15 protein-coding genes are annotated in these 21,314 nt (G+C 41.4%); 5 read left to right on the top strand and 10 right to left on the bottom strand.

The features are described from left to right. Positions 1-64 precede the first annotated feature (64 nt). Positions 65-2,242, top strand: coding sequence for a S8 family peptidase (locus FO442_RS16365; RefSeq protein WP_144334297.1), 2,178 nt, complete (start codon positions 65-67; stop codon positions 2,240-2,242). 12 nt (positions 2,243-2,254) lie between these two features. On the opposite strand, the gene FO442_RS16360 is transcribed toward FO442_RS16365, so the two are convergent. From FO442_RS16360 to FO442_RS16340, 5 genes are all read right to left on the bottom strand, one after another. Continuing rightward, positions 2,255-3,790 (bottom strand): YifB family Mg chelatase-like AAA ATPase, encoded by a 1,536-nt coding sequence (locus tag FO442_RS16360; RefSeq protein ID WP_144334296.1) that lies wholly within the window; start codon positions 3,788-3,790, stop codon positions 2,255-2,257. A gap of 98 nt (positions 3,791-3,888) precedes the next feature. Next, positions 3,889-5,481, bottom strand: coding sequence for a hypothetical protein (locus FO442_RS16355; RefSeq protein ID WP_144334295.1), 1,593 nt, complete (start codon positions 5,479-5,481; stop codon positions 3,889-3,891). Further along, the gene (locus tag FO442_RS16350; RefSeq protein ID WP_144334294.1) at positions 5,478-6,035 is read right to left on the bottom strand and encodes an RNA polymerase sigma factor; all 558 of its coding nucleotides are present in this window, start codon (positions 6,033-6,035) and stop codon (positions 5,478-5,480) included. The genes FO442_RS16355 and FO442_RS16350 overlap by 4 nt, the downstream gene beginning before the upstream one ends. Positions 6,036-6,115: 80 nt before the next feature. Continuing rightward, positions 6,116-6,511: a hypothetical protein gene (locus FO442_RS16345; protein ID WP_144334293.1), complete on the bottom strand. Its 396-nt coding sequence runs from the start codon at positions 6,509-6,511 to the stop codon at positions 6,116-6,118. 15 nt (positions 6,512-6,526) lie between these two features. Beyond that, entirely contained in the window at positions 6,527-7,066 is a 540-nt protein-coding gene (locus FO442_RS16340; protein ID WP_144334292.1) for a hypothetical protein, read from the bottom strand. Between the two features lie 164 nt (positions 7,067-7,230). Here FO442_RS16340 and FO442_RS16335 point away from each other — a divergent pair, with 164 nt between their 5' ends. Next, entirely contained in the window at positions 7,231-9,678 is a 2,448-nt protein-coding gene (locus tag FO442_RS16335; protein ID WP_144334291.1) for a TonB-dependent receptor domain-containing protein, read from the top strand. A 182-nt stretch (positions 9,679-9,860) separates the two neighbouring features. Here the strand turns inward: FO442_RS16335 and tpx are convergent, their stop codons facing one another. Then, positions 9,861-10,358 (bottom strand): thiol peroxidase, encoded by a 498-nt coding sequence (gene tpx / locus FO442_RS16330; protein WP_144334290.1) that lies wholly within the window; start codon positions 10,356-10,358, stop codon positions 9,861-9,863. 33 nt (positions 10,359-10,391) lie between these two features. Further along, positions 10,392-11,078, bottom strand: coding sequence for a tRNA (5-methylaminomethyl-2-thiouridine)(34)-methyltransferase MnmC2 (mnmC2, locus tag FO442_RS16325; RefSeq protein WP_144334289.1), 687 nt, complete (start codon positions 11,076-11,078; stop codon positions 10,392-10,394). 196 nt (positions 11,079-11,274) lie between these two features. Between mnmC2 and FO442_RS16320 the strand changes: the two genes are divergently transcribed. From FO442_RS16320 to FO442_RS16310, 3 genes are all read left to right on the top strand, one after another. Then, positions 11,275-12,561: a TCR/Tet family MFS transporter gene (locus tag FO442_RS16320; protein ID WP_144334288.1), complete on the top strand. Its 1,287-nt coding sequence runs from the start codon at positions 11,275-11,277 to the stop codon at positions 12,559-12,561. A gap of 422 nt (positions 12,562-12,983) precedes the next feature. Continuing rightward, positions 12,984-13,316: a helix-turn-helix domain-containing protein gene (locus tag FO442_RS16315; RefSeq protein ID WP_144334287.1), complete on the top strand. Its 333-nt coding sequence runs from the start codon at positions 12,984-12,986 to the stop codon at positions 13,314-13,316. A 63-nt stretch (positions 13,317-13,379) separates the two neighbouring features. Further along, the gene (locus FO442_RS16310) at positions 13,380-13,811 is read left to right on the top strand and encodes a MarR family winged helix-turn-helix transcriptional regulator (RefSeq protein ID WP_186280203.1); all 432 of its coding nucleotides are present in this window, start codon (positions 13,380-13,382) and stop codon (positions 13,809-13,811) included. Between the two features lie 69 nt (positions 13,812-13,880). Here the strand turns inward: FO442_RS16310 and FO442_RS16305 are convergent, their stop codons facing one another. From FO442_RS16305 to FO442_RS16295, 3 genes are read right to left on the bottom strand one after another with little or no spacing between them, the layout of a single operon-like run. Further along, entirely contained in the window at positions 13,881-15,830 is a 1,950-nt protein-coding gene (locus FO442_RS16305; protein ID WP_144334285.1) for a DUF3857 domain-containing protein, read from the bottom strand. Between the two features lies 1 nt (position 15,831). Then, the gene (locus FO442_RS16300; RefSeq protein WP_186280201.1) at positions 15,832-17,790 is read right to left on the bottom strand and encodes a transglutaminase domain-containing protein; all 1,959 of its coding nucleotides are present in this window, start codon (positions 17,788-17,790) and stop codon (positions 15,832-15,834) included. Beyond that, positions 17,762-21,043, bottom strand: coding sequence for a toxin-antitoxin system YwqK family antitoxin (locus FO442_RS16295; protein ID WP_144334283.1), 3,282 nt, complete (start codon positions 21,041-21,043; stop codon positions 17,762-17,764). Before FO442_RS16295 ends, FO442_RS16300 begins: the two co-directional genes overlap by 29 nt. Positions 21,044-21,314: the final 271 nt, after the last annotated feature.

Below are 21,314 nucleotides of genomic sequence, written 5' to 3'. Positions count from 1 at the left end.
ATCTAAAACCCTATCTTTGTCCAATCAACCGGCTGTTATTGAATACCGGATTAATAGGATAATTATGAAGAACTTATTACTGCTTATGTTCGTTTTTGCAAGCGGATTTTTAGTTGCCCAGACTCAGAGTGCCAGCAATCGCATGCGTTGGGACCAATTAATACAGTATTCGAAAACATTTAAAAATGAGACTGGTGTGAGCCAGGAAGTGGTTGACGCTTATCCGGTTTACAAGATTTCCGGAGTTTGGTATGTTTCGCTATATGGAAAACGGCTTCCAAATTGTAACTGGAACCTGATCCAGGAAAACAATATCCTGTTGGGAAGTTCTGTAGGAAAAATTACCACCATGAAAGTTCCTTTGGAGCGATTGAACATCATCGATTTTTCGCAGTTCTATTCTTACCTGGAGATTCCGGGGAAAATTGTTCCGCAACTGGATAAAGCAGTAAAAGATACGCGTGCGGACAGTGTTCAGCAAGGGATTAATTTACCGGGAGCGTTTACCGGGAAAGATATATTGATCGGTGTTACGGATTGGGGATTTGACTATGGCCACCCGATGTTTTACGACACTTTGCTTACACAGTCACGGGTTTACGCAGCTTGGGACCAATACAAACAAACCGGTGATTTGCCGTTCGGACAAACGTATGGCGTTGAATACGATACCCCGGCAGAATTGGCTGCTGCCGAAACGGATACAGCGAATATTTATAGTCATCATACACACGGTTCTCATGTTTCAGGTATTGCAGGAGGAAGCGGTGCAGGATCCGTTTACCGCGGATTTGGTTTTGAATCCCAATACCTCTTTACCACTTTTTATATTGATCAGGCTTCGGCGATCGATGCGTTTGTCTGGATGAAAGATAAGGCGGAAGCTGCCGGCAAACGATTGGTTGTAAACATGAGTTGGGGAGTTTATTACAATCAGATGGGAAGTTTGGATGGGTTTTCATTGCTTTCCGAAGCGATTGACGAATTAAGTGCAACGAACCAGGTTGTGTTTGTTGCTGCAGCCGGAAACAATAACGGAACCAATTTCCATATCAAAAAGACGTTCAATAATAACTTCTTTAATACCTTAGTTGGCTTTTATTCATATGCTGCCAATCCGAATATGTGGGGAGAATGTATTACGGTATGGGGAGAACAGGGGCATAATTTTTCTAACAAGATCTCCATTTACAATAATGTCGGAACATTGCTGGTTGCAAGCCCCACTTACTCTACCTCCACGACCGGATACCTGGATTCCATTTTAGTTGCAGGAAACGATACGATTGAGTTCAATATTTCCAAAGAAAGTGCCAATCCCCTGAATGGAAAACCTGGTATGCAGATTCGTATTCGTTCCCTGAATGCGAATAACAGAGTTGTACTTACGGGCTCGGCAACAGATGGAACCGTTCATTATTGGAACCTTCCTGAATTAACAAACGGCGCAGGTAATTTCGGTCAAACGTTTTCTGCTTACGGAGCCAATGGAATCACCGGAGACTCATTTTATGCCATCGGAGAGCCAGGCTGTGCAAATAGCGTGATTACCGTTGCTGCCTATGCGTCCAGTTATGTTACCACCTCCGGGAATACGATCGGGGGGGCTCCGGCATCATTCACGAGTATCGGGCCATTACATAATGAAACAATGAAACCGGATATTGCGGCTCCGGGAGTCAACGTGATTTCCTCCATTTCCTCTTATACGGATGCGGCTTATACGGCAGTTGCTTCGATAACTTTCAACAATAAAACGTATGATTTCGCGAAGTTTTCCGGAACATCGATGGCTACGCCATGCGTTACCGGTATCGTTTCCCTGATCCTGGATGCAAATCCGAATTTGTCCAGTCAGCAGGTCAAAAATATTATTAAAACGACCGCCCGACTCGACAATTATACGGGGACTATTGTTGCTCCGGGTGATACCAAGTGGGGAATGGGAAAAATCAATGCTTATGCTGCTGTTAAACTTGCCTTGAATACCCTTTCAGTCGATGAAAATGCTCAAGAGACTCCTTTCGTACTCTATCCGAATCCGACATCCGGATTTTTACATATCCTGAACCTTCACGATCTACAGGTGTCGGCTTTATCCATTCTATCTCTTGACGGGAAGACCATTCATCCGGTGGTAAATCAAAATGCAATTGACATTTCGGAGCTTACCGGCGGAATGTATTTACTCAGAATTCAAACAGACAAAGAGCTCTATACCTTGAATTTTGTGAAAGAATAATGAGTGTTTAGCTTACCCGGCCCAATTTTCCCGGTCCAGGTTGCGTAATTGGATCGCTTCGGAAAGGTGGACGGTTTCAATAAGTGTTGATTCTTCCAAATCTGCGATTGTCCGGGCAACTTTCAGAATCCGGTCGTATGCCCTGGCCGAAAGTCCCAGCCTGTCCATGGCGTGTTTCAATAATTGCTTGCCTTCCGGGGAGATCTCGCAAAATCGGGTCAGCTCTTTTCGTTGCATTTGTGCATTGCAATGCGTTTGTGAATCCCGATAGCGATCCAGTTGGATAATTCGTGCCCGGATGACGCGTTCACGAATTTCTGCGCTGGTTTCAGTAGGTGCGTTGAAAGCCAGGTCATCAAAGGAAACCGGAGTGACTTCCACGTGTAAATCGATGCGATCCAATAAGGGGCCTGAAATCTTATTCAAATAACGCTGAACAGTGCCCGGTGCGCAAACGCATTCTTTTTCGGGATGATTGTAATAGCCACACGGACAAGGATTCATTGCAGCAACCAACATGAACCCGGCCGGATAATCAACAGAGAAACGTGCGCGGGAAACTGTCACTGTCCGGTCTTCCAAAGGTTGTCGCATGACTTCCAGGACCTGCCGTTTGTATTCGGGAAGTTCATCCAGGAACAGCACACCATTATGTGCCAGGGAAATTTCGCCAGGCTGCGGGTAAGATCCCCCACCGACTAATGCAACATCCGAAATCGTGTGGTGCGGTTTCCTGAATGGTCTTTGAGTTACCAGGCCATTGTTTTTACCGATTTTTCCGGCTACCGAATGAATTTTGGTCGTTTCCAGCGATTCTTCAATACTCATAGGAGGGAGAATGGTCGGGAGCCTTTTTGCCAGCATGGATTTCCCTGCCCCGGGAGGACCAATCAGGATGACATTGTGCCCGCCAGCTGCTGCAATTTCAAATGCCCGTTTGATGGCACTCTGTCCCTTGACATCCCTGAAGTCAACTTCGTTTTCATGGAGTTGGCGTTGGAATTCTTCTTCGATATTGAATTTTACAGGAGTAAATGGCTTTGCTTCGTTCAAAAAATCGATGACTTCCTGCATGTTTTCCATTCCGTAGACATCAATTCCTTCTACAATTGCTGCCTCGGACTCATTTTGTTTGGGGAGAAGAATTCCTTTGAAACCATCTTTTTTGGCTTGCATAACTACGGGCAACACTCCTTTAACTAGTTGCAATGTCCCGTCAAGGGATAATTCACCAAGCAGCATATACTCTTCCAGTTTGGCAGAGGAAATTTGTTCGGAAGCTGCCAGGATTCCAATTCCGATGGCCAGGTCGAAAGTGGATCCTTCCTTACGAATATCTGCCGGCGCCATGTTGACAGTGATCTCTTTTCCGGGATAATTCAGATTGTTGTTCTTTAAAGCCGCCTTGATCCGTTGATGGCTCTCCTGGACTGCTTTATCGGGTAGTCCGACCAGCATAAAATTGACTCCGTTTGCAATGTTCACTTCAATGGTAATCGTTGTTGCATCAATTCCGAATACCGCACTTCCAAATGTTTTTACCAGCATTTCTTCTCGTTTTCTTATTTAAGATAAGAAGAAAGTTCATTTGAAACAAGTAATCTGATTAAAAAATAATCATCTATTGATTTAAAAACAATCAATAGTTAGAGCTTCAAACCGATTCCGAACTGTATTCCCCAGGAAGCATATCTTCTGCGAATGACATCACCGGAAACGGCAGGATTGATCATGGACCGGAAGTACGGATTGATATAGATAAACCACTTGTCAAAATTTCTTCTTGCTTCCAGCTCGATGAGATAAGAAACGTTAACTGTGACGGGTTTGTACCGACCGGTATTGTTAAACGAAGCATTCGGATAAGTTCCAACTCCCGAGGTTATCCCGAAGTTAAAAACTGCTCCCAGACGCGGAATCAACTCATAGTCTCCCAATTCAAACCGGTAACCGAAATGCAATGGGATTGAAATCCACGAATAGCGGTTTTGGAATGACTGGGAGTTTGATACCGAATCCATGTATTGGACCGTATGGTAGATCGTTGTATCGTGTGGAACCGGAATCCAGTTTCCGATAGAATCCTGGACCCAAAGGGTATCCTGGATAAACTCGGAGTAAGTAGAATCTTTCAATTCGGTACTTTTCATGTCTGCTTTGAATTTTTCCCCGGTTTGAGCGTAATTAACTCCCGAACCGAAAGTGATTTTTTTATGGGAGAAGTTTACATTTACACCAAAAGACGCAGCAAAAATGGAATGCTGATCTTGTTTGATTTTTGCCAGGTAATCGGAGCTTTTCGGTGAGTCCTGTATGCTGTTTCCTCCCAATCCTGCGAAAAACTGCACTTCTTTTTTCCAATTGTTCAACGGAGGTTTTACACCGGTTTCATCCTTTTCGCGCTGATTTGAGTTCACTTGCTGTGCGCTGTCACTTATAGTTTGTGCCAGCGTGGAATCTTTTTCTGGAACGGATTCACCGGACAATTCTTCTCTGTCCGCTTTTGTGCTTGCTGAAGTTTTATCAGCAGAATCGGCAATAGAAGCCTGCAGAGTTTTGTCTCCGGGTGCTGTTCCTTTATCTGAACCAGAAAGATTTGGTTCTTTTGTTTTATCGGGAACACTCATGTCTGCACTGCTGCTTGTCTTTTTATCAGAATCGGTGATTTTTTTTGTTTTGTAAGTGAGTTGTTTTTGGCTTGTTCCTTTTGTTTGTTTATCGGTGCTGATTTCTGAACGTGATTTTCGACCTGCAGTTTTAATCTGTGCAGATTGTTTGACCTGTGTATTTTCAGTTTTCAGTTTTGTTTGGCCCCATTGAACGGAATGAGCCAATTTGGCTGATTGCTGTATACTTTCAGGTGTGCCGGCTTGCGCATATCCGGTTTTTTCCTGCGATAAGTCCGAATCACTCGCATGGTGTATCCGTTGATCCGGCTCGTTCAAATGGTAAGTATTTTGGTTCTTTAAGTTTTTGTTGTATTCATCTATGGCAACTTGTTTCTTTTCCTTGCGGCCAGGATATTTCTCTTCTGAGTTGTCAGTATAGGAAAAATAGCCGATTCCGATTGCTCCGATTAAAGCAAAGGGAACCAGGAACCATAAGAAGCCGTACCTTCTTTTCTTTGGTTGATTGTCTAAACGCTTGTTCAAATCCTCCAGGAAAGCTTCCGGAATATCGAACTGGCGGTCATTTAATGACTCGAACAATTGGTCGATATGTTCCTTATCATCTTTCATGACTTTACTTCTTGGGTTTGATGAATACTCAGGGCAATTTTTAAGCGTTTCCGTGCTTCTTTGATGTGCCATTTTACTGTTTCATAGGAAATCTGGAGTTCGTCCATGATTTCTTTGGAACTAAATCCGTCAATGGCATAGAGATTGAAAACGAGTTTGGTTGCCGGGGGCAGCTGGTCAAGCAACAGTTGTAATTCTTCGGCTTGAAATGTAGTGTTGATTTCCGGCTCACTCAGCAATGAATCATTTTTGTAATCATCATTGTAGGAGAATAGTTCTTTGTAGCGTTTATTTTTTCTGAAATCGTCAATGATTTCCCGTTTCACAATTTGTTTGGCCCATGAAAAATAGGCTGTTCCCAATTGGAATTGATCGATATTTGCGATAATTTTCATAAACGCATTATTTACCATTTCCATTTGTTTCTCCTGGTCGCTTGAATACCGGACAGCATTTCCCATTAACACCTGAAAAGTGTAGCGGTATAAATCCAGGATAATCTTTCGATCGCCTTTTTTTATAGCATGAACGGAATCGCGATTTAATTCAAACAAAAGGTAACGGAATTATTTCAGTCATGAAATACAAGCAAAGGATGAGCAAAATGCCCATCCTTTAACCAAACGAAAATTGTTTAAGGAAGGTTGTCAAGCAATGCATCTAATTGGGTAAGGGAATATGCATTTAGAGAACCGACTACCTGCATGTGGTTGGCTGTAATGGTGGCCGGTACCACTGCAGCGTGAATTTCGTTGTTATCCAAACTGATGATCACAAAGTGTACATTCATTCCTACAGGAAGTTTGTAGTAATCACCGGTATTGAAAATTCCCGAATCTACATGATAAATTCCCGCCATTGCACTTGAACCGTCGATTGAAACGAATACGCGGGTGTTCGTTGTAGTAAATCCGGAAGGAATCTGAACACTCAATTTGGATAATGGTCCTGAAGTATTCATGAAGTAATCCAGGTTTACCCATCCTGTAGAATCAGGAAATGCAGCATAAATTCCCGTACCGGGATTCACAAATGCCGAATCAGCTTATGTCCATTCTAATTGTCCGTCTGTCTCCTGGCCATAGAATAAACCCATCATATTATTCGTACCGTTTGGAGCCGGAGCTTCAATCTGGTAACACATTCCGGGGGCCAGTTTCAGTTTTTGTCCGTTTTGTTTTGCCACTATGCTGAATTGTCCGCCTGAAATTAGTTGGCTGACACCATTTCCTGTTTTACCAACAGGTTGTTTATTCAAAAGGATCATGTCGGACTTGCTGAATATTTCCACCAATTCGATTTGCACACTTCCTGTAACAGGAGCTCCACTTGCCGTAACGAACGAATTTGCATTGAAATGGATGACCGTTCCTTTGTTACCTGTAATGGTTTGAGCCTGTCCGGCATTGATGGTAAATGTTTGTGTTCCGTTGCTCAAGTTGTTGTTAAAAAATGCCGTTGCGTAATTTGTTGCAGGATTCGACGGGTCCGGGTTGGTTGGCTGTGGTTTGTCTTTTTTGCAGGATGCGGCAAAAATCAGGATGGCTCCTGCCATAAGTACGGATAAAAAATGGAAGCGTTTCATATTTTTTCGATTTAACTATTTTGAAGAGGAACGGAAATGGGAAAGCTGGTGGGGGGTAGGGTCCCTAAATTTTTTTCGCCGTTCGAAAGATTATTTGTAACGAAGTCACATTTCAGCATTGTTGTTGGGTATTAATCTTGTAACTTCGGTTCACTAAAACTCAAATGAAACGTACGCTCATTCTAGCTTGTATCTTGCTTTGCTCTATGGAATTGTCTGCTCAATCCCAATGGATACAGTTTTCATTTGTTTCGAAGGATTTTCCCTGCGAGGAGGTTCCGAAGGAACTGACCATTTCTACAATTCTAGCAGGAAAAGACAGTACGATTTTTAAACAACCGTTTTCCGAATGTTCGAAATCCATTGAAATACCAAAACTTCCGGGAATGTATTCGTTTACGGTAAAAACACAACTATACCAACCGATCCTGCTGAGTTTCGAGATTAAAGAAAATATGGCAGATACGATCCAATTGGGAGACCTGGTATTAAAAGAACCTGTTTCCGAATTGGATGAAGTAACGATTACGGGAATTCAACGGAAATTTATTGAGATCGATGCGGATAAGACAACTCTGACGGTAAAGGATAACCCGGTTTTATCGATTAGCAGTATTTATGATGCAATTTTGAAAGTTCCGGGAATTATGCCGTACCCCGGAGGTGGTTTTGCTGTAGGCGGGCAAATGGCTTCGGTTTATTTTGAAGGAGTTCCGAGCAGCTTGTCGACTGATGATTTGATGAATTTACTGAAAAGTTTACCGGCCAGTTCTGTAGAAACAATCGAAATTATTTCGAATCCCGGAGCTTCTTTCGATGCAAACGTCAGTGGAGCAATCATTAATATTAACAGTATCGGTAAACCTACCAAATGGTTGTCGGGAACTGTAACGCTGAACTATGGTTTGAACCAGAACCAGAAGATTTCTCCGTCCATCGTGTTAAGCAGTCGTCAATCTAAATGGAGTTGGCAGTTGCAGACTGGCTATTCCAATAACGAACGTTCCAATAGAGATACATCGGACCGTGTTTTTAGTTCATTCAACCCGGAGATCGGTCTGAATTCGGACAGGAAGGAACAAGTACACAGCAGCTATTTTTATTTTAAACCTTCGGCGACACTGAATTTTTCCAGGCGTTCAAGTTTGATCATGAATTATAATGGTTCTTTTGGTGATACGAAGTTCACAGGGAATTCGATGACGGAAAGCCCCGGAATGGTTCCTGCTATTGCGCTTCAAACGGATTATACTTCCCGCAACTATGGAATGGGAAATGAAGGAATGCTAAAATTCAGGCAGGAATTCGATACTTTAAAAAGGGTGCTAAATGTGACCGCATTTTACTCCAATTATCAGAACAGGTCCAAAAGAAGCAACTTACAGCGGGTTTCCGAAATGGATGATTTCAGTATTTTGGATTACTACATGAATATCAATCGCTTTTATCTGAGAGCTGATGCTGAAATCCCTTTTGAAAAAATTAAGTTTTATATGAACTTCGGAGTAAAATACAGTTTGATGCACGTTGATAATATCGGCTCCTATAATTTAAACAATGATTCCTCAGAGATCTTTGATAATCGCACGTATTCCTCCAGGATCGATTTTGATTATACGGAAGATAACCTGGCTGGCTATCTCGATCTGAAAAAGAAATTGGGAAAGAAAGTCACGATCGGGACAGGTTTGCGAGCTGAAAACTTCAGTTTGAGTCGTGCTTCCAACGTAACAAGTACGGCAAGGAATAATTACTTTAATTTCTTTCCGTCATTTAATGCCATTTACCGTATGAATTCGCTGGTAAATGTGATCGGAACCTATTCGCGGAAAATTGGAATACCTGGTTTCTCTCAGTATGATCCGAATAATTCGGGGTATTATGATCCCTTTACTTCTTCCAGCGGAAATAGTGCCTTGAAACCTAATTTTTATGACAATGCCCAGTTCAAGATCACTTTTTTCGATTATGCACAGCTTTCAGTCAATTATACCCATTCCCAATTTTTAAATCTGAGCGAAGTGGTTGTTCAACCGAATTCGTTACAGACTGTTCAAACTTTCCGGACGTATAAGAATGTGAATTCGATCAACTATTTTATGGCACTTCCAATTCCATTTGTCTTGTTTACAAAAGGACTGAAGTTTATGGACGAGCCGGTGGAAGTGGATAAGATGTCATTTTTGTATATCTACAGTTCTTATACAAAAACAACCATCCCGGATTATAGTTATGTAAACCGGAACAAGGGAATGTGGACATTGGGAGTTTATTCTCAGTTTATTTTACCCTGGAAAATCCGAATGAATGTGGAGTATTACATAACCGGAAAAGGGAATTACCAGATTTACGAATTTGTGAGAAACCGATCATCATTTGATGTGTCTTTCAGCAGAGAGTTTTACGAGAAAAAGTTAAAGACTTCGGTCTCTTTTGAAGACATTTTCAATACCGACCAAAGCAATACAAGGGTTTCATTCCCGAATATTCATATGAACAGCTATTCCAAGCAGGATACACGGATTATTTGGTTTAAGATCGCTTATTCTTTCGGGAGAATAGAGAAAAATGATTCGGAAGGGTTGAATTTGCCGAATGTAGGAGGAGAATAAATAAATTATTTACCATGGTATCTGGTGGATAATCTTGCACTTATCCCCAAAAAGGAAAAAAATCCCGATCAGCCTTTGCTAAACGGGATTTTAAATCTATGTTTCTATAAGCCTTCGCTATCCTTGCTATCCTGAAGTTTTACGAAGGTAAGAACTATTGTGTAAGTCTTGTGGCTTAAAATTTACAAAGCGGCCAATGCCTTTTCGTAATTCGGCTCATCCTTGATGTCCGGTACCAATTCGGTATAAACGACTTTGTGATCCTCATCCAAAACAACTACCGATCTTGCATGCAATCCTTGTAACGGTCCATCCAATAATTCCAATCCGTAGTTTTTTCCGAACTCACCATCTCTGAAATCAGAAAGTGTTACCACATTTTCAATTCCCTCTGCACCGCAAAAACGTTTTTGAGCAAAAGGAAGATCGCGTGAAATACATAAAACGGTTGTGTTTTCCAAAGTAGAAGCTTTCTTGTTGAATTCCCGAACGGAAGCTGCACAGGTTCCCGTATCAATACTTGGAAAGATGTTCAGGATCAGTTTTTTTCCTTTGTAATTATCCAGCGAAACTGCTCCCAGGTCTGTATTTACTAATGAAAAATCTGCTGCTTGCGATCCTTTTGCAGGTAAATCGCCGCTGGTGTGTAGAGGATTCCCTCCTAAAGTTACATTTGCCATTGTTTGTGTTTTTACGATTCTAAAATTACGATATTAAATTGCGAATGACGAATTTTCATTTTTAATTGCTTTTGTCATTTCCCGTTTGCCCGGGGGGCCAGGTAAAGAAACCACTTCAAATCCAACAGATTTCAGATCACGTTTGACTTGTCCTTTTGCGCAATAGGTAACCAAAACACCTCCCGGACTCAGCCAGTTGTATATCTTACGAAAGATTTCGGCACTCCACAATTCCGGCTGAACCCGCGGACCAAATGCATCGTAATAGCACAGATCAATACTCCCTTCTCCCAATTCCAGGTCCTGGATTTGTTTTTCAACTTTTTCCAAGACAAAATGTTCTGAAATTTCCCGTGGAGCATTCCAATCAACCAGATGCATTTTTTGGAAGATTTCTGCAGCCTCTTCATCCCGTGTGAATGAAACGTAATTCATTCCTTTAATCTCTTCCGGAGTTGGGGGAAACGCCTCCAAAGCAATGTAATGAATGTATTGATTCCGTTTTTCCGAAGCAAAATAGGTGAGGAGTGCATTTAATCCTGTTCCGAAACCCATTTCAAAAATAGTCAGGTAATCTTCGGATTTTGGATTGAGTCCGTGTTTAATGAAAACGTGCTGAGCTTCCTGCAGCGCACCATGACTGGAATGGTAATGCTCGTTCCATTCCGGAAGATAGATTGTTGTTGAACCATCCGCAGTTTTTACCAATTCACGTTTCATGTTACAAAACTAGTCAATATTCAGAAGAGTCAAGACTGTTAGAGTCAGGACTAATTATTAATTATCAAGAGGAGTTTCATTCTTGATAATTAAATCATTCATAATTGATAATTCCATTTACACCCCGAAATCCACATTTTACCTAAAATTAAAATTCAGATTTTCCTTAAAGAAAAGGAATCCTTAATTTTGCCGCATGAGTGAAAAACAGACCAGAGGATTACTATTTATTTTAATCACTATTTGCATCGATTCCATTGGATTGGGGATTATCATTCCATCGTTGCCCAGTTTGATTGCAGATGCGACACATATGTCTATTACAGCATCCGCAAAATATTCCATCCCTGTTTTGATTACGTATGCTGCCATGCAGTTCTTGTTTTCACCTTTAATTGGGAATTTAAGCGATCGCTATGGACGCAGACCCATTATTTTAATGTCTCTCTTAGGGCTGGGATTGGATTACGTATTCATGTATTTTGCTCCAAGTTTGGCATGGTTAATTGTCGGCAGAGCCGTTTCGGGAATGTTTGGGGCAAGCTTTACAACGGCAGCTGCTTACATTGCAGATATCTCGACAGATGAGAACAGGGCACGAAATTTCGGTTTGATCGGAGCTGCATTCGGTGTGGGATTCATTATCGGACCGGCGATCGGCGGTGTGGCTTCCGAATTCGGATTGCGTGTTCCGTTTATGGTCGCAGCCTTTTTGTCACTGACAAATTTCATTTATGGATTGATTTTTTTGAAAGAATCCCTGCCGGCTTCCGAACGCAGGTCTTTTGATTTGGCACGTGCGAATCCAATAGGTGCGATTAAACAGATTGTGCACTTTCCGAAATACCGGGGATTGTTTGTAGTTACGTTCATTGTTTTATTATCAAACATGGCAATTCATTCCGTGTGGAATTATTATACCATTTCCCGTTATGGATGGGAAACAAAGGATGTAGGGATTTCACTGGCAGTAGTAGGTGTTTGTTTCGGGTTGGTGCAGGGTGCCCTGGCTGGGCCGATTGTGAAAAAAATGGGAGAGAAAGGAGCCGCAACACTTGGACTCGTTATTTTAAGTTTGGTTACCCTGGGAATTGGTTTGATCCCTTACGGATGGTTGATGTATGTAATTATTTTACCGTACGCATTTTCGGGAATCGTTGATCCGAGTGTACGCTCTTTGGTTTCAGGTGAGGTAAAAAGCAATGAACAGGGCGAATTACAGGGGATTTTCACTTCCCTGATGAGTTTAGCTGAGATTGTCGGGCCGTTTTTTATGATTTGGATTTTCTATAAATCGGTCCCTTTAGCTGAAAAAAATGCTGTTTTTTACGGAACACCATTTTTTGTTGCGGGAGCACTTGCGATCGTTGCATTGATACTCTTGCGTTATGTTTTTAGTAAAATCGCGTTTAAAGCATCAGAAGATCTGTTGGATGAAGCATTGGACGAAGTAATGGGAAAAGAAAAGAGCCCCGCTAGCTAGAAACGGGGTCTTCTTCTTTAATTTACTCAGCTATGCAGCTGTTTTTTCTTCAATCGGGTGGCTTCTGTTCGTTTTGCTTTGTTAAATGCTGAAGCATCTCAACTTATATTACCTAACCGTACTCTATATCTCCATGTGTAAAACCAGAACGGGAGCTGCCGACCAAAGAAATATCTGGAAGTTATTTTTTACCGAAAATTGCAAAAAGATCGATAATGCTTAATTGATGTGAAAACCATTGAATCATATCCTTTGTGTTTAATTGTTTTTTCAAAAATCAGTTTTTTTGACTGGTTTTGTGTTGTCTGTTTTTACCCGAATTTGTAAACGGTTCAGAATCAATGACCAGTGGTAATATAAAGTGACTGCAATTTATTAATTGATGTATCAATTATTACCTTTGTTTTGGTAATCTGTTGACTATGAAACAAATGTTGCACCCGGAAGACTGTAAGGCAATTGAAAAGTTGATTGCTTACATGAATGAGCATCCGCATGAAAATTTCGACGTGACGAATCATGCACGGATGATCGGATTTTCTGTATCGAAATTGAACAAAAGCTTTAAGGCCTATATGGGAGTTGGTCCTGCAACTTATTTCCGGAACATTAAAATGGCGAAGGCCAAAGAGTTACACAATCAGGAAGTTTATACCTGGACGGAGATCAGTTCTATTTTTGGGTACGCTGATTTGGCCTCATTTAGCAAGGCTTTTAAAAGAATTCACGGATTTTGTCCACGGAATGCAACTTAGAGTGAGTAAATGACGTTATATCAATAACTCAATTTATCAATTTACTACAACAATATTATTCAAGTGGAAAAACTAGATTCGATTATTTTTTATAAGATCGACCGAGCTATTCGTACCTATCGCCAATTTGCACAAGCTCGTCTGAGATCTTTGGGACATCAAATTACTATCGACCAGTGGTTGGTAATACGCTGTTTGATTGAAAATCCCGGTATTCAACAAAATGAAATTTCTGAATTGGTATTTAAAGATGCGGCGTCTGTTAACAGGATGATTAACCTGTTGGTGGAATCCAAGTACCTGAAGCGTAAAATTAACAAAACGGACCGCCGGAAAATGGACATCCTGGTAACACAAAAGGCACTGGATGCGATGGAGGCAATGGATGAGGTGATTCCAACCAATCGCGCAACTGCTCTGAGCGGATTAACCCAGGAAGAAATGCAGATTACAACCAAGGTGATGACGCAGATTGCAAGCAATTGCAAGAAATAAAAAATCCCCGGTATTTCAAGAATCAAATGCCGGGGATTTTTTTGAGTTATTTTATCTTTTTCCGCAAGTTTACTCCAGGACCAGTACCAGTTTATTGAAATCAGCCGCCCCATTAATCACTTTTTCATACATCTCGTATTCCGAGACGGGGTAGTACACTTTATTGTAAAATTCATTCACTGTTACCACCAGCTGGTTTCCGCTTAATTCATAAGAAGAGATAAAACCGGATTGCAGCGCTTTTTCATCTGCGGTTACAATATGTATGTTGAGAATTTCCGGATTTTTCACAGTGACTCCTTCCGGAATGTGAATGACGATCTTTCTTACATACTGACGTGTAAATTGTGTCGAAACAGGTAATTTCCGAGGCTCTTTATTATACATTTCAGCTTGTGGACCAATAAGCATTCCTACTTTCAAAAGGGTTTTGGTCCCTGCTTTTTCGATGAAATTTGTTCCCGAAATTTTTCCCTTGGCAATAAATGTTTCTTTACCTGCTACTTTGCTGTTGTCGTTTTGAAAAGAAACATCCGTGAGTTTTGAATCCTTGTCAAGGTAAAGCAGGACTTCTTCTTTCAACTCGGTCTTTTTAGCTTCGTCCTGTACGAAATCCAGGATGAATTGCGGGAACATGGCCTTGTATCCGGATAACTTCCGTTCAAGTTCAATGGTAGGTTCCGTCAATCCGGCATCGAAGGTCACAATTGTGTTGATCTCGTCAATGGATTCCTCACTTTTGGTTCCTGAAATGTACTTCACTTTACCGACTCCGAAAGCCTGATCAGCAACAATGCGCTCTTCAACAAACAATCCGTTGTTATGGGTGAATTCGAATGGAGGAAAACCGATTCGGGAAAACAATCCGGGCGACCAGTACTTCTGAATATCACTCAGGTAGATCATGGTTTCGTCCAGAAAATTATATGCTTCATAATCTGTCAGGAACGGGTTTTCCTCCCGGTCGGAGGTCAGAACGACTTCGAATTTGACTTTCATTTCTTTCAGACAGGCGATCATCAGTTTGATCATACCTGTTTCATTGGTGATTTTCTTGGTGAGGATATTGTCCAAATCACTGATTCCATCAAAGTACTCCTCGGTTATTCCAAATTCTGATTTTAATTTGTACTCCAATTCGCGCAGCCTGGCTTCCAGGTCTCCTTTTCCGAGATCAGCAACCAAAGAGGTGATTTTTTTGGCTGATTTTTTCGATACTGTTTCAAATAGATTGGCATATACGTTTTTAGAGACGTCCAGGTAGGTATAAAAATTGGATTTTCCATTGGAAGTGTTCTTTTGAAGTTTGTAATAGCACTTCATCAAATCGGCATTATACGCACTGGATTCTTCATTTTTCAATCCTTCAATATCCGAAGCCTCAATGAAGCAGCGATTGACATCCACATTCAGCGTATCTTTTTTGAACTCAGGCATCCCGTTAATAGAGTGGAATTTAAATTCCAGGTGGTTCGGGCAAATAATATCATAACTGACCTTCTTTTTATCCACGTCCGATTGCATGTAAATGGCAGAACCCGTTAGAACCGGTTCTTCACTTATATAGTGAAGGTATTCAACATAACTTCCTTTTTCCAACCCTTCCAAAGCGAAATAATGATATTCCACTTCACCGTTTTCGTCTTTGGATTCCTGGATATCGGTTTCCTTGAGGTTGATGATTTTTCCGTCCGGTTTGATTACGCGCGCTTTTTGTTTCAGTACGGTTGAACCGGGTTTGTTGGAAATATACACTTTGTTACTGTTCTCGATCCCGTTATCGGTGTTGATCAGTTTAATACTGTGAACCAGGACCAGTTGGTAAAATCCGTTGTTGTATTCTGCAAACTCAATGCTTCTTTTTTCAAACAGGAGGATCTCGTCTTCCAAACGGTCCTTTTCCGTTAATTCGAATTTATCAGGGGTACTTTTCCAATCATAATTCATGTAGACCGGTGATTGGGCGATCGCGTAACTTGTTGCTGCAAAAGCGAGTATCCCAAGGATTAGATGTTTCATATTATTTTTTGCGTTTAAGTTCAATAGTTTCGGAGATTGCTTTTTTCTTTTGGGCAACGAATTTGTTCCATTCTGCGAATTGGCCCGGTTCCAGGATTAAGAATTTCAAAGCGAGATCCAGCGTCATGGTTACCCGTGATCCGGTTTGTTCGTAGCTCACTTCAAAATCAACAATGTCGGAATGATAGGAAACCGGAGCAGGAAGATAGTTTACCACGTAATTTTGAGGAATTTCCAGGTCAACGATGTATCGGTCGAATGATTGATGGTTGAGTTCAAAAGGGGCAATACGCGTTTCCTTCAGTTCATTCTGAAAAGTGATTTCCTTATCCAGGATCAGGTTGACGTAAATAGCATCATCCAGATTCGTACAATAATTCTTGCAGGTCCAGTCAAAATCCATTACTCCGGTACTGTCTCTTTGCAATACATTTTGCATACTTCCATTTGTGACAATGAAAGAATTATTTCCACGATTATTCATACTGGTCAAGAACTTATTCAGGTCCTTGGCAAGTACATCCTTTGCATAATTTCCGATCAGTGTGTGGTAATAACCGTCAATTTTGACAGAGGACTTTCCAACCAGGTCCTTCCCTTCGATTTTGATTTTGGAGTAATCCGTATAAGTTGAGTAATTTTGTGTCCGGACCGGTATACTAGTCAATTCGAATTCGGTTGGACTGATGTGCAGAAGTGCTTCTTTTCCCTGGATGAAATCGGTTGCCGCATTCATCGTCTGAAAGGAATTGGTAGCATCCAGGAAGTAGTATTTCCCGTCTTCCTTGTAAGTGGTGATCATGTGATTGTCACACATTCCACTTGGGAATTCGCTGTATTTAAACGGAATATCACGTGATCCGACCCAAGTTAAATAACTGGGGATGTTAGCTGCTTTCAACAGGGAATAGATCAGGGAAGCCATGTCTTTACAATCTCCGTAACGTTTATCCACCACCAAACTCGGCTGACGTGGAACAAATCCGCCCATTCCTTCCTCGAAAGCGATGTATTTCACGTGATCCTGCACCCAGTAATAGATTGCGCGCACCTTGTCGAGATTGGTTGTCAGATTGCGCGTGATCGAATCAGCGATCCGCGTAATTTCCGGGCTTGGTTTTTCATTTTCAACTTCCGCTACATTCGAGGAATAATTCGTGTGCAAGTCAGACAAATTGGCCCCAACCTGTATTTTTTGTCCTTTGTAGTTATAATAGGCAATTTGTGCCAGGATTTGCGGCGCGTAGTACCGGATATTTGGCGCGTTTTCTTCTTGTTTCAATAAGAAAGCCTGTTCACAACTGTAAGTCGTTGTACGGATATTCTTGGAGATAGACTCTTCCTTTTTCAGTTTGATCTTATCCATGTTGTATTCTTTCAGTAACAGATGGATGGAGGTATCCGAAATGATTTTGAGTGTCGGGTTCTCCGTTGGGGTGTAATCACAAAAGATAAACCCGAAAGGGAAATCATTCTCTTTCATGGTGATATCATACGAAACATGCCGAAGCGCACCCTCGATCAATCCGGGAAAAACAATGATCGTTTCCTTGTCGTCATCGTGGAAAACACTTCCATCGGATTGGGCATCCCGGGTGAAAGCAGCGTTTGATGCCACTTTTTTGGATTTGTTTTCCGAAGGAATTAAAGCGTAAGCTTCAATGTTGGAGACCGTTTCAAAAGAAGTGAAATCAATGCCATATTCCGAAAGCATATTCACGCCGCTTTTGTCGATGATCAGATCTTCGTATTCAAAATGGTAAACCAACGTCGGTTTCCCTTTGACATACCGGATAGTTACAGTTCGTTCATGTTTGGTCGAAACAATGTGATTTCCAGGGTACTTGATTTTATAGTTCGCAAGGATTTCTGTCGTCTGAGCCCGGGAACTGAGAAAGGCGCCCAAAAAACACACGAAAAGAAAGAGCTGCTTAGAATGTTTGAACCTTAACTGCGACATTTCCATAATATGTAATAATTCGGATTAATTTTCCATCTGCGTTGTATTCTTTCGTATCACCGTTCAACTCTCCGAAACGGTAGTTTGCTTCATAAACCAAGGTGCCTGCCTGGTTGTATTTCAGGTACTTCCCATGCAATTCTCCTTTCAGGTAATCAGCCTCTTTTATTTTCTTACCGAGTTCGTTGTATTCGATTGATTTTCCGTGTTGCTCGCCGTGCAGGAAGCTTTCGTCTTCCCAGGTTTTCCCGTTTTCGTGATAGGTAATGTAGTGTCCTTCTATCAAACCGTTCTTGCGCAAATGTTCCATGGACTTTTTACCGGTTTTGTAATAACAGGCAACTTTCATTTCATTGCCGGCCAGCTCTACCGGTTTTACCAATTTGCCTTCCGGATTTAAATAAGAATAGGAGGTGAAAATGCCGTAATTGTAGTAACGGACCATCATCAACGAACCATTCAGATCAAAGTATTTGACTTCTCCGTGTCTTTGGTCATCCAGGTTTTCCCCGCTGATTATAACTTTCCCGCTTTCACTGTAATGCGTAAATTTTCCCTGGCGTACTCCATTGACATAGGTGAACTCGGATTGGATCACGCCGTTGTCATGGTAATTTTTATCGACCCCGTCTAAATTGGCATTGACGTATTTCGCTTCGCGTGTTAGCTTGCCATTTTCGTTGTACCAGCGCCAAACCCCGTCACGATCTCCGTTTTTATACGTCCCTTCGCAGGTTAAAACCTGGTTGATCGTAAACCATTTGAATATTCCGTCTGCCGTTCCGTTTTTATAGTTTCCGATATAGGTAACGTAGCTGTTCGTAGGATCTTTCAATTGGATTTCACCATTGTATTCTCCCATTTGACTGATAATGTTTTCTGTTGTATCAAATTGTGTATGCGCAATCAGCAGTCCGTCGTCAAACTCATCGAGTTCTTCCAGTTTGCCATTCACATCGTAAGAGAGCTGATATCCTTGTTTTCTTCCCTGAACGAAGAAGTTTTTGTATTTGAAACTGCCATCGGAGTAATACCCGATCCATTGACTGTCGTATTCGCCGTCCGAATAATATCCTTCGGAAACCAAGTCGCCGAAGATATTGAATACCTGGAACAAACCGTCTCTTCTTCCTTCGTTCACTAAACTGAAGCTTTCCAATTGTCCGTTGGAAAAGAACTCTTTTAAGGTATCGGTTAATTTCCCGTCTTTGTATTTTTCAAGCGTTGTCAGATTCCCGTATTTGTCATAGTACTTCCATTCACCGACCCGTTCATCATCGATGATTTGTCCTTCGATGGATTTTTTTCCGTCGGGATAAGTGCGGATATAATCTAATTTCTTTCCTTTTTTCTCGGAAATGATTTTGGAATTTCCTGCCTTATCAAAATGCGTGATTGATTTTAATTCGCCCTTGGAAAATTCCAGTTCTTCGTATTTTTTTCCGTCCAGGTCATACAAGGTGTTGATTCCGTTCTGTTTCCCGGATTCATCCAGGAGCATGGAAGCAGCCATGGCTCCGTTGAAGAAGTACTCTTCAAATTTACCTACCTCATTGTCATTTTTGTAAGTTCCCTTTTTTTCGATTGTTCCATCATAGAAATAATTGACGTATTCACCGTCATATTTTCCATTCACGTAGTTATATTGAGAAGCAAGTTGCCCGTTTGTGTGGTATCCCTTACTGATGCCGTCAATGTTATCGTTCACCAGTTTGAATTCCGCCTGCTTGGTCCCGTTCGAATAATACGAAACATAATTTCCTTCCCCAAGTCCCATTTTGTATTGCATTTCCAGCGATAACTGGCCGTTTGCATAATACGTTCTGTAGATCCCGTTTTTCTTCCCGTCTTTTATCAGGTAACATTCTTTTATGGTTCCGTTCCGGTAAAAGTAAGTAACCGTATCCTGTTCGAGGTCGTTGATTGTCCGGTATTTGAGGTATAATTCACCGCTAGGATAATAGGAATATTGAATCTTTTCGTCCGGATTGGATGTGAAACCAACTCGCCGGGTGATTTTTCCGTCGTAATCGTTATATATTTCCCAGGTCCCGATCTGTTTCTGGTCTTCCCCGAACTGGGCACGCATTTTCAGTAAGCCGTTTTTGTGGTAAATAAAGTAATTCCCAACCACTTGTTTTTTATCGTTCATTATACCGATTCCTTCCAGGTGGGAAGGTTGGTAATCGACATTTACCCACTGCATTTTTCCTTCAAATTCCATAAACTGATCAGAAGTTGCTTCTTTGTAAGCTGTTTTTGACCATTCATAAAACGTTTTAATCGCTGAAATCTTTGACTTGACTTTGGATTGTACTCCTTCGTTCTTAACGGAAGTCAATGGGACCATACAAAATTGGTCCAGCATTTTTCCTTTCCAGATTTTTTCGAAAAATGGCAGGTAGTGCTGGTTCCAAAAATCCATATTGGACTTGTCGTAACTGTTGTTTTTCAAAAACAAGTGAAGTTGTCTTCCATACGAAGTAGGGATTGAGAGTTTCACCTTGTAATTATCCTGCAGTGCGATTTTATTCTCAAAAAGCAGGTTGTAATCTTCGTAATTATCCGGCCCGAAAAGTTCTTTAATGTTTTTGGGTTCTTTTTCGAAAGATCCGTTTGAAAGTCGTTCAACGATCGCTGTAATTTCGGGTGCCCTGGAATCGTCCGGTGCTAACCACAGAAAAGTCAGCAGGGAAAGCATCGCCTGATCGTATAATCCTTCGTGTGCAGCCAGTAACCCGAGTGCCAAATGGCTGTTCCCGTGATAAACATTGCTCTGAATAGCTTGTTTGTAATCGCTGATTGCTTCCTTGTATTTCTTTTGATTGGCGTAAGTTATCCCCCGGTTGTAGAGCAAGTTGTGTTGATAAGGGTACAATTTCAGTCCTTCCGTATACGTACGAATCGCTTCTTCCGGTTTCTTGTTCATATCGTAACAGCTTCCAAGCGTCAAATAAATGGTGTGCTTAAAATTGAAACGGATTTGGTATTTCAGTAAGTCATTGAGTATTTGAGTAGCCTGGTGGTAGTTCTCGAGTTCCATGTGACTCAGCGCTGTTTCGTATTGTGCAAGCGCATAAGCGGTATCGTTGATATTCACTTTCTGGTACTCTTCGATTGCCTGGGCATACTTTTCTTCGTCGTGCAATTTGATGCCGCGATCGATCACATCTCTTGCCACTACCCTGGAAACATTTTTTTGAGCAAAAAAAGTAAGCGGTGTCAGGAGGGTTAAGATTAATAATTTTCTCATGATAAAATTTAAGCATTTTAAGTTTAGGCCTATTGTCTTATAATTTAGGTTTCGGGTGTAAAATTAAGTTTTTCTGAGGAATTTTTCAAAAGGTTTTGGAAAGGAAGTTTAGGGACCGATTACGAAGCGATATCGATTTGTGTTGATGAGTAAATGGGAATCGACCGCTGTTGTCTCAATACTTTCGCCTGTCGGCTCGAGTGCGGGGCGTATCGAGAACACAGGCGAAAATCCGATAACTATCGGAACATTTCTCACCTGAATGAAATCA

Source organism: Fluviicola chungangensis, from assembly GCF_007558725.1.
Taxonomy (GTDB): domain Bacteria; phylum Bacteroidota; class Bacteroidia; order Flavobacteriales_D; family Crocinitomicaceae; genus Fluviicola; species Fluviicola chungangensis.
The sequence above is the reverse complement of the archived record's forward strand: the minus strand, read 5'-3'. Positions and strand labels throughout refer to the sequence as shown.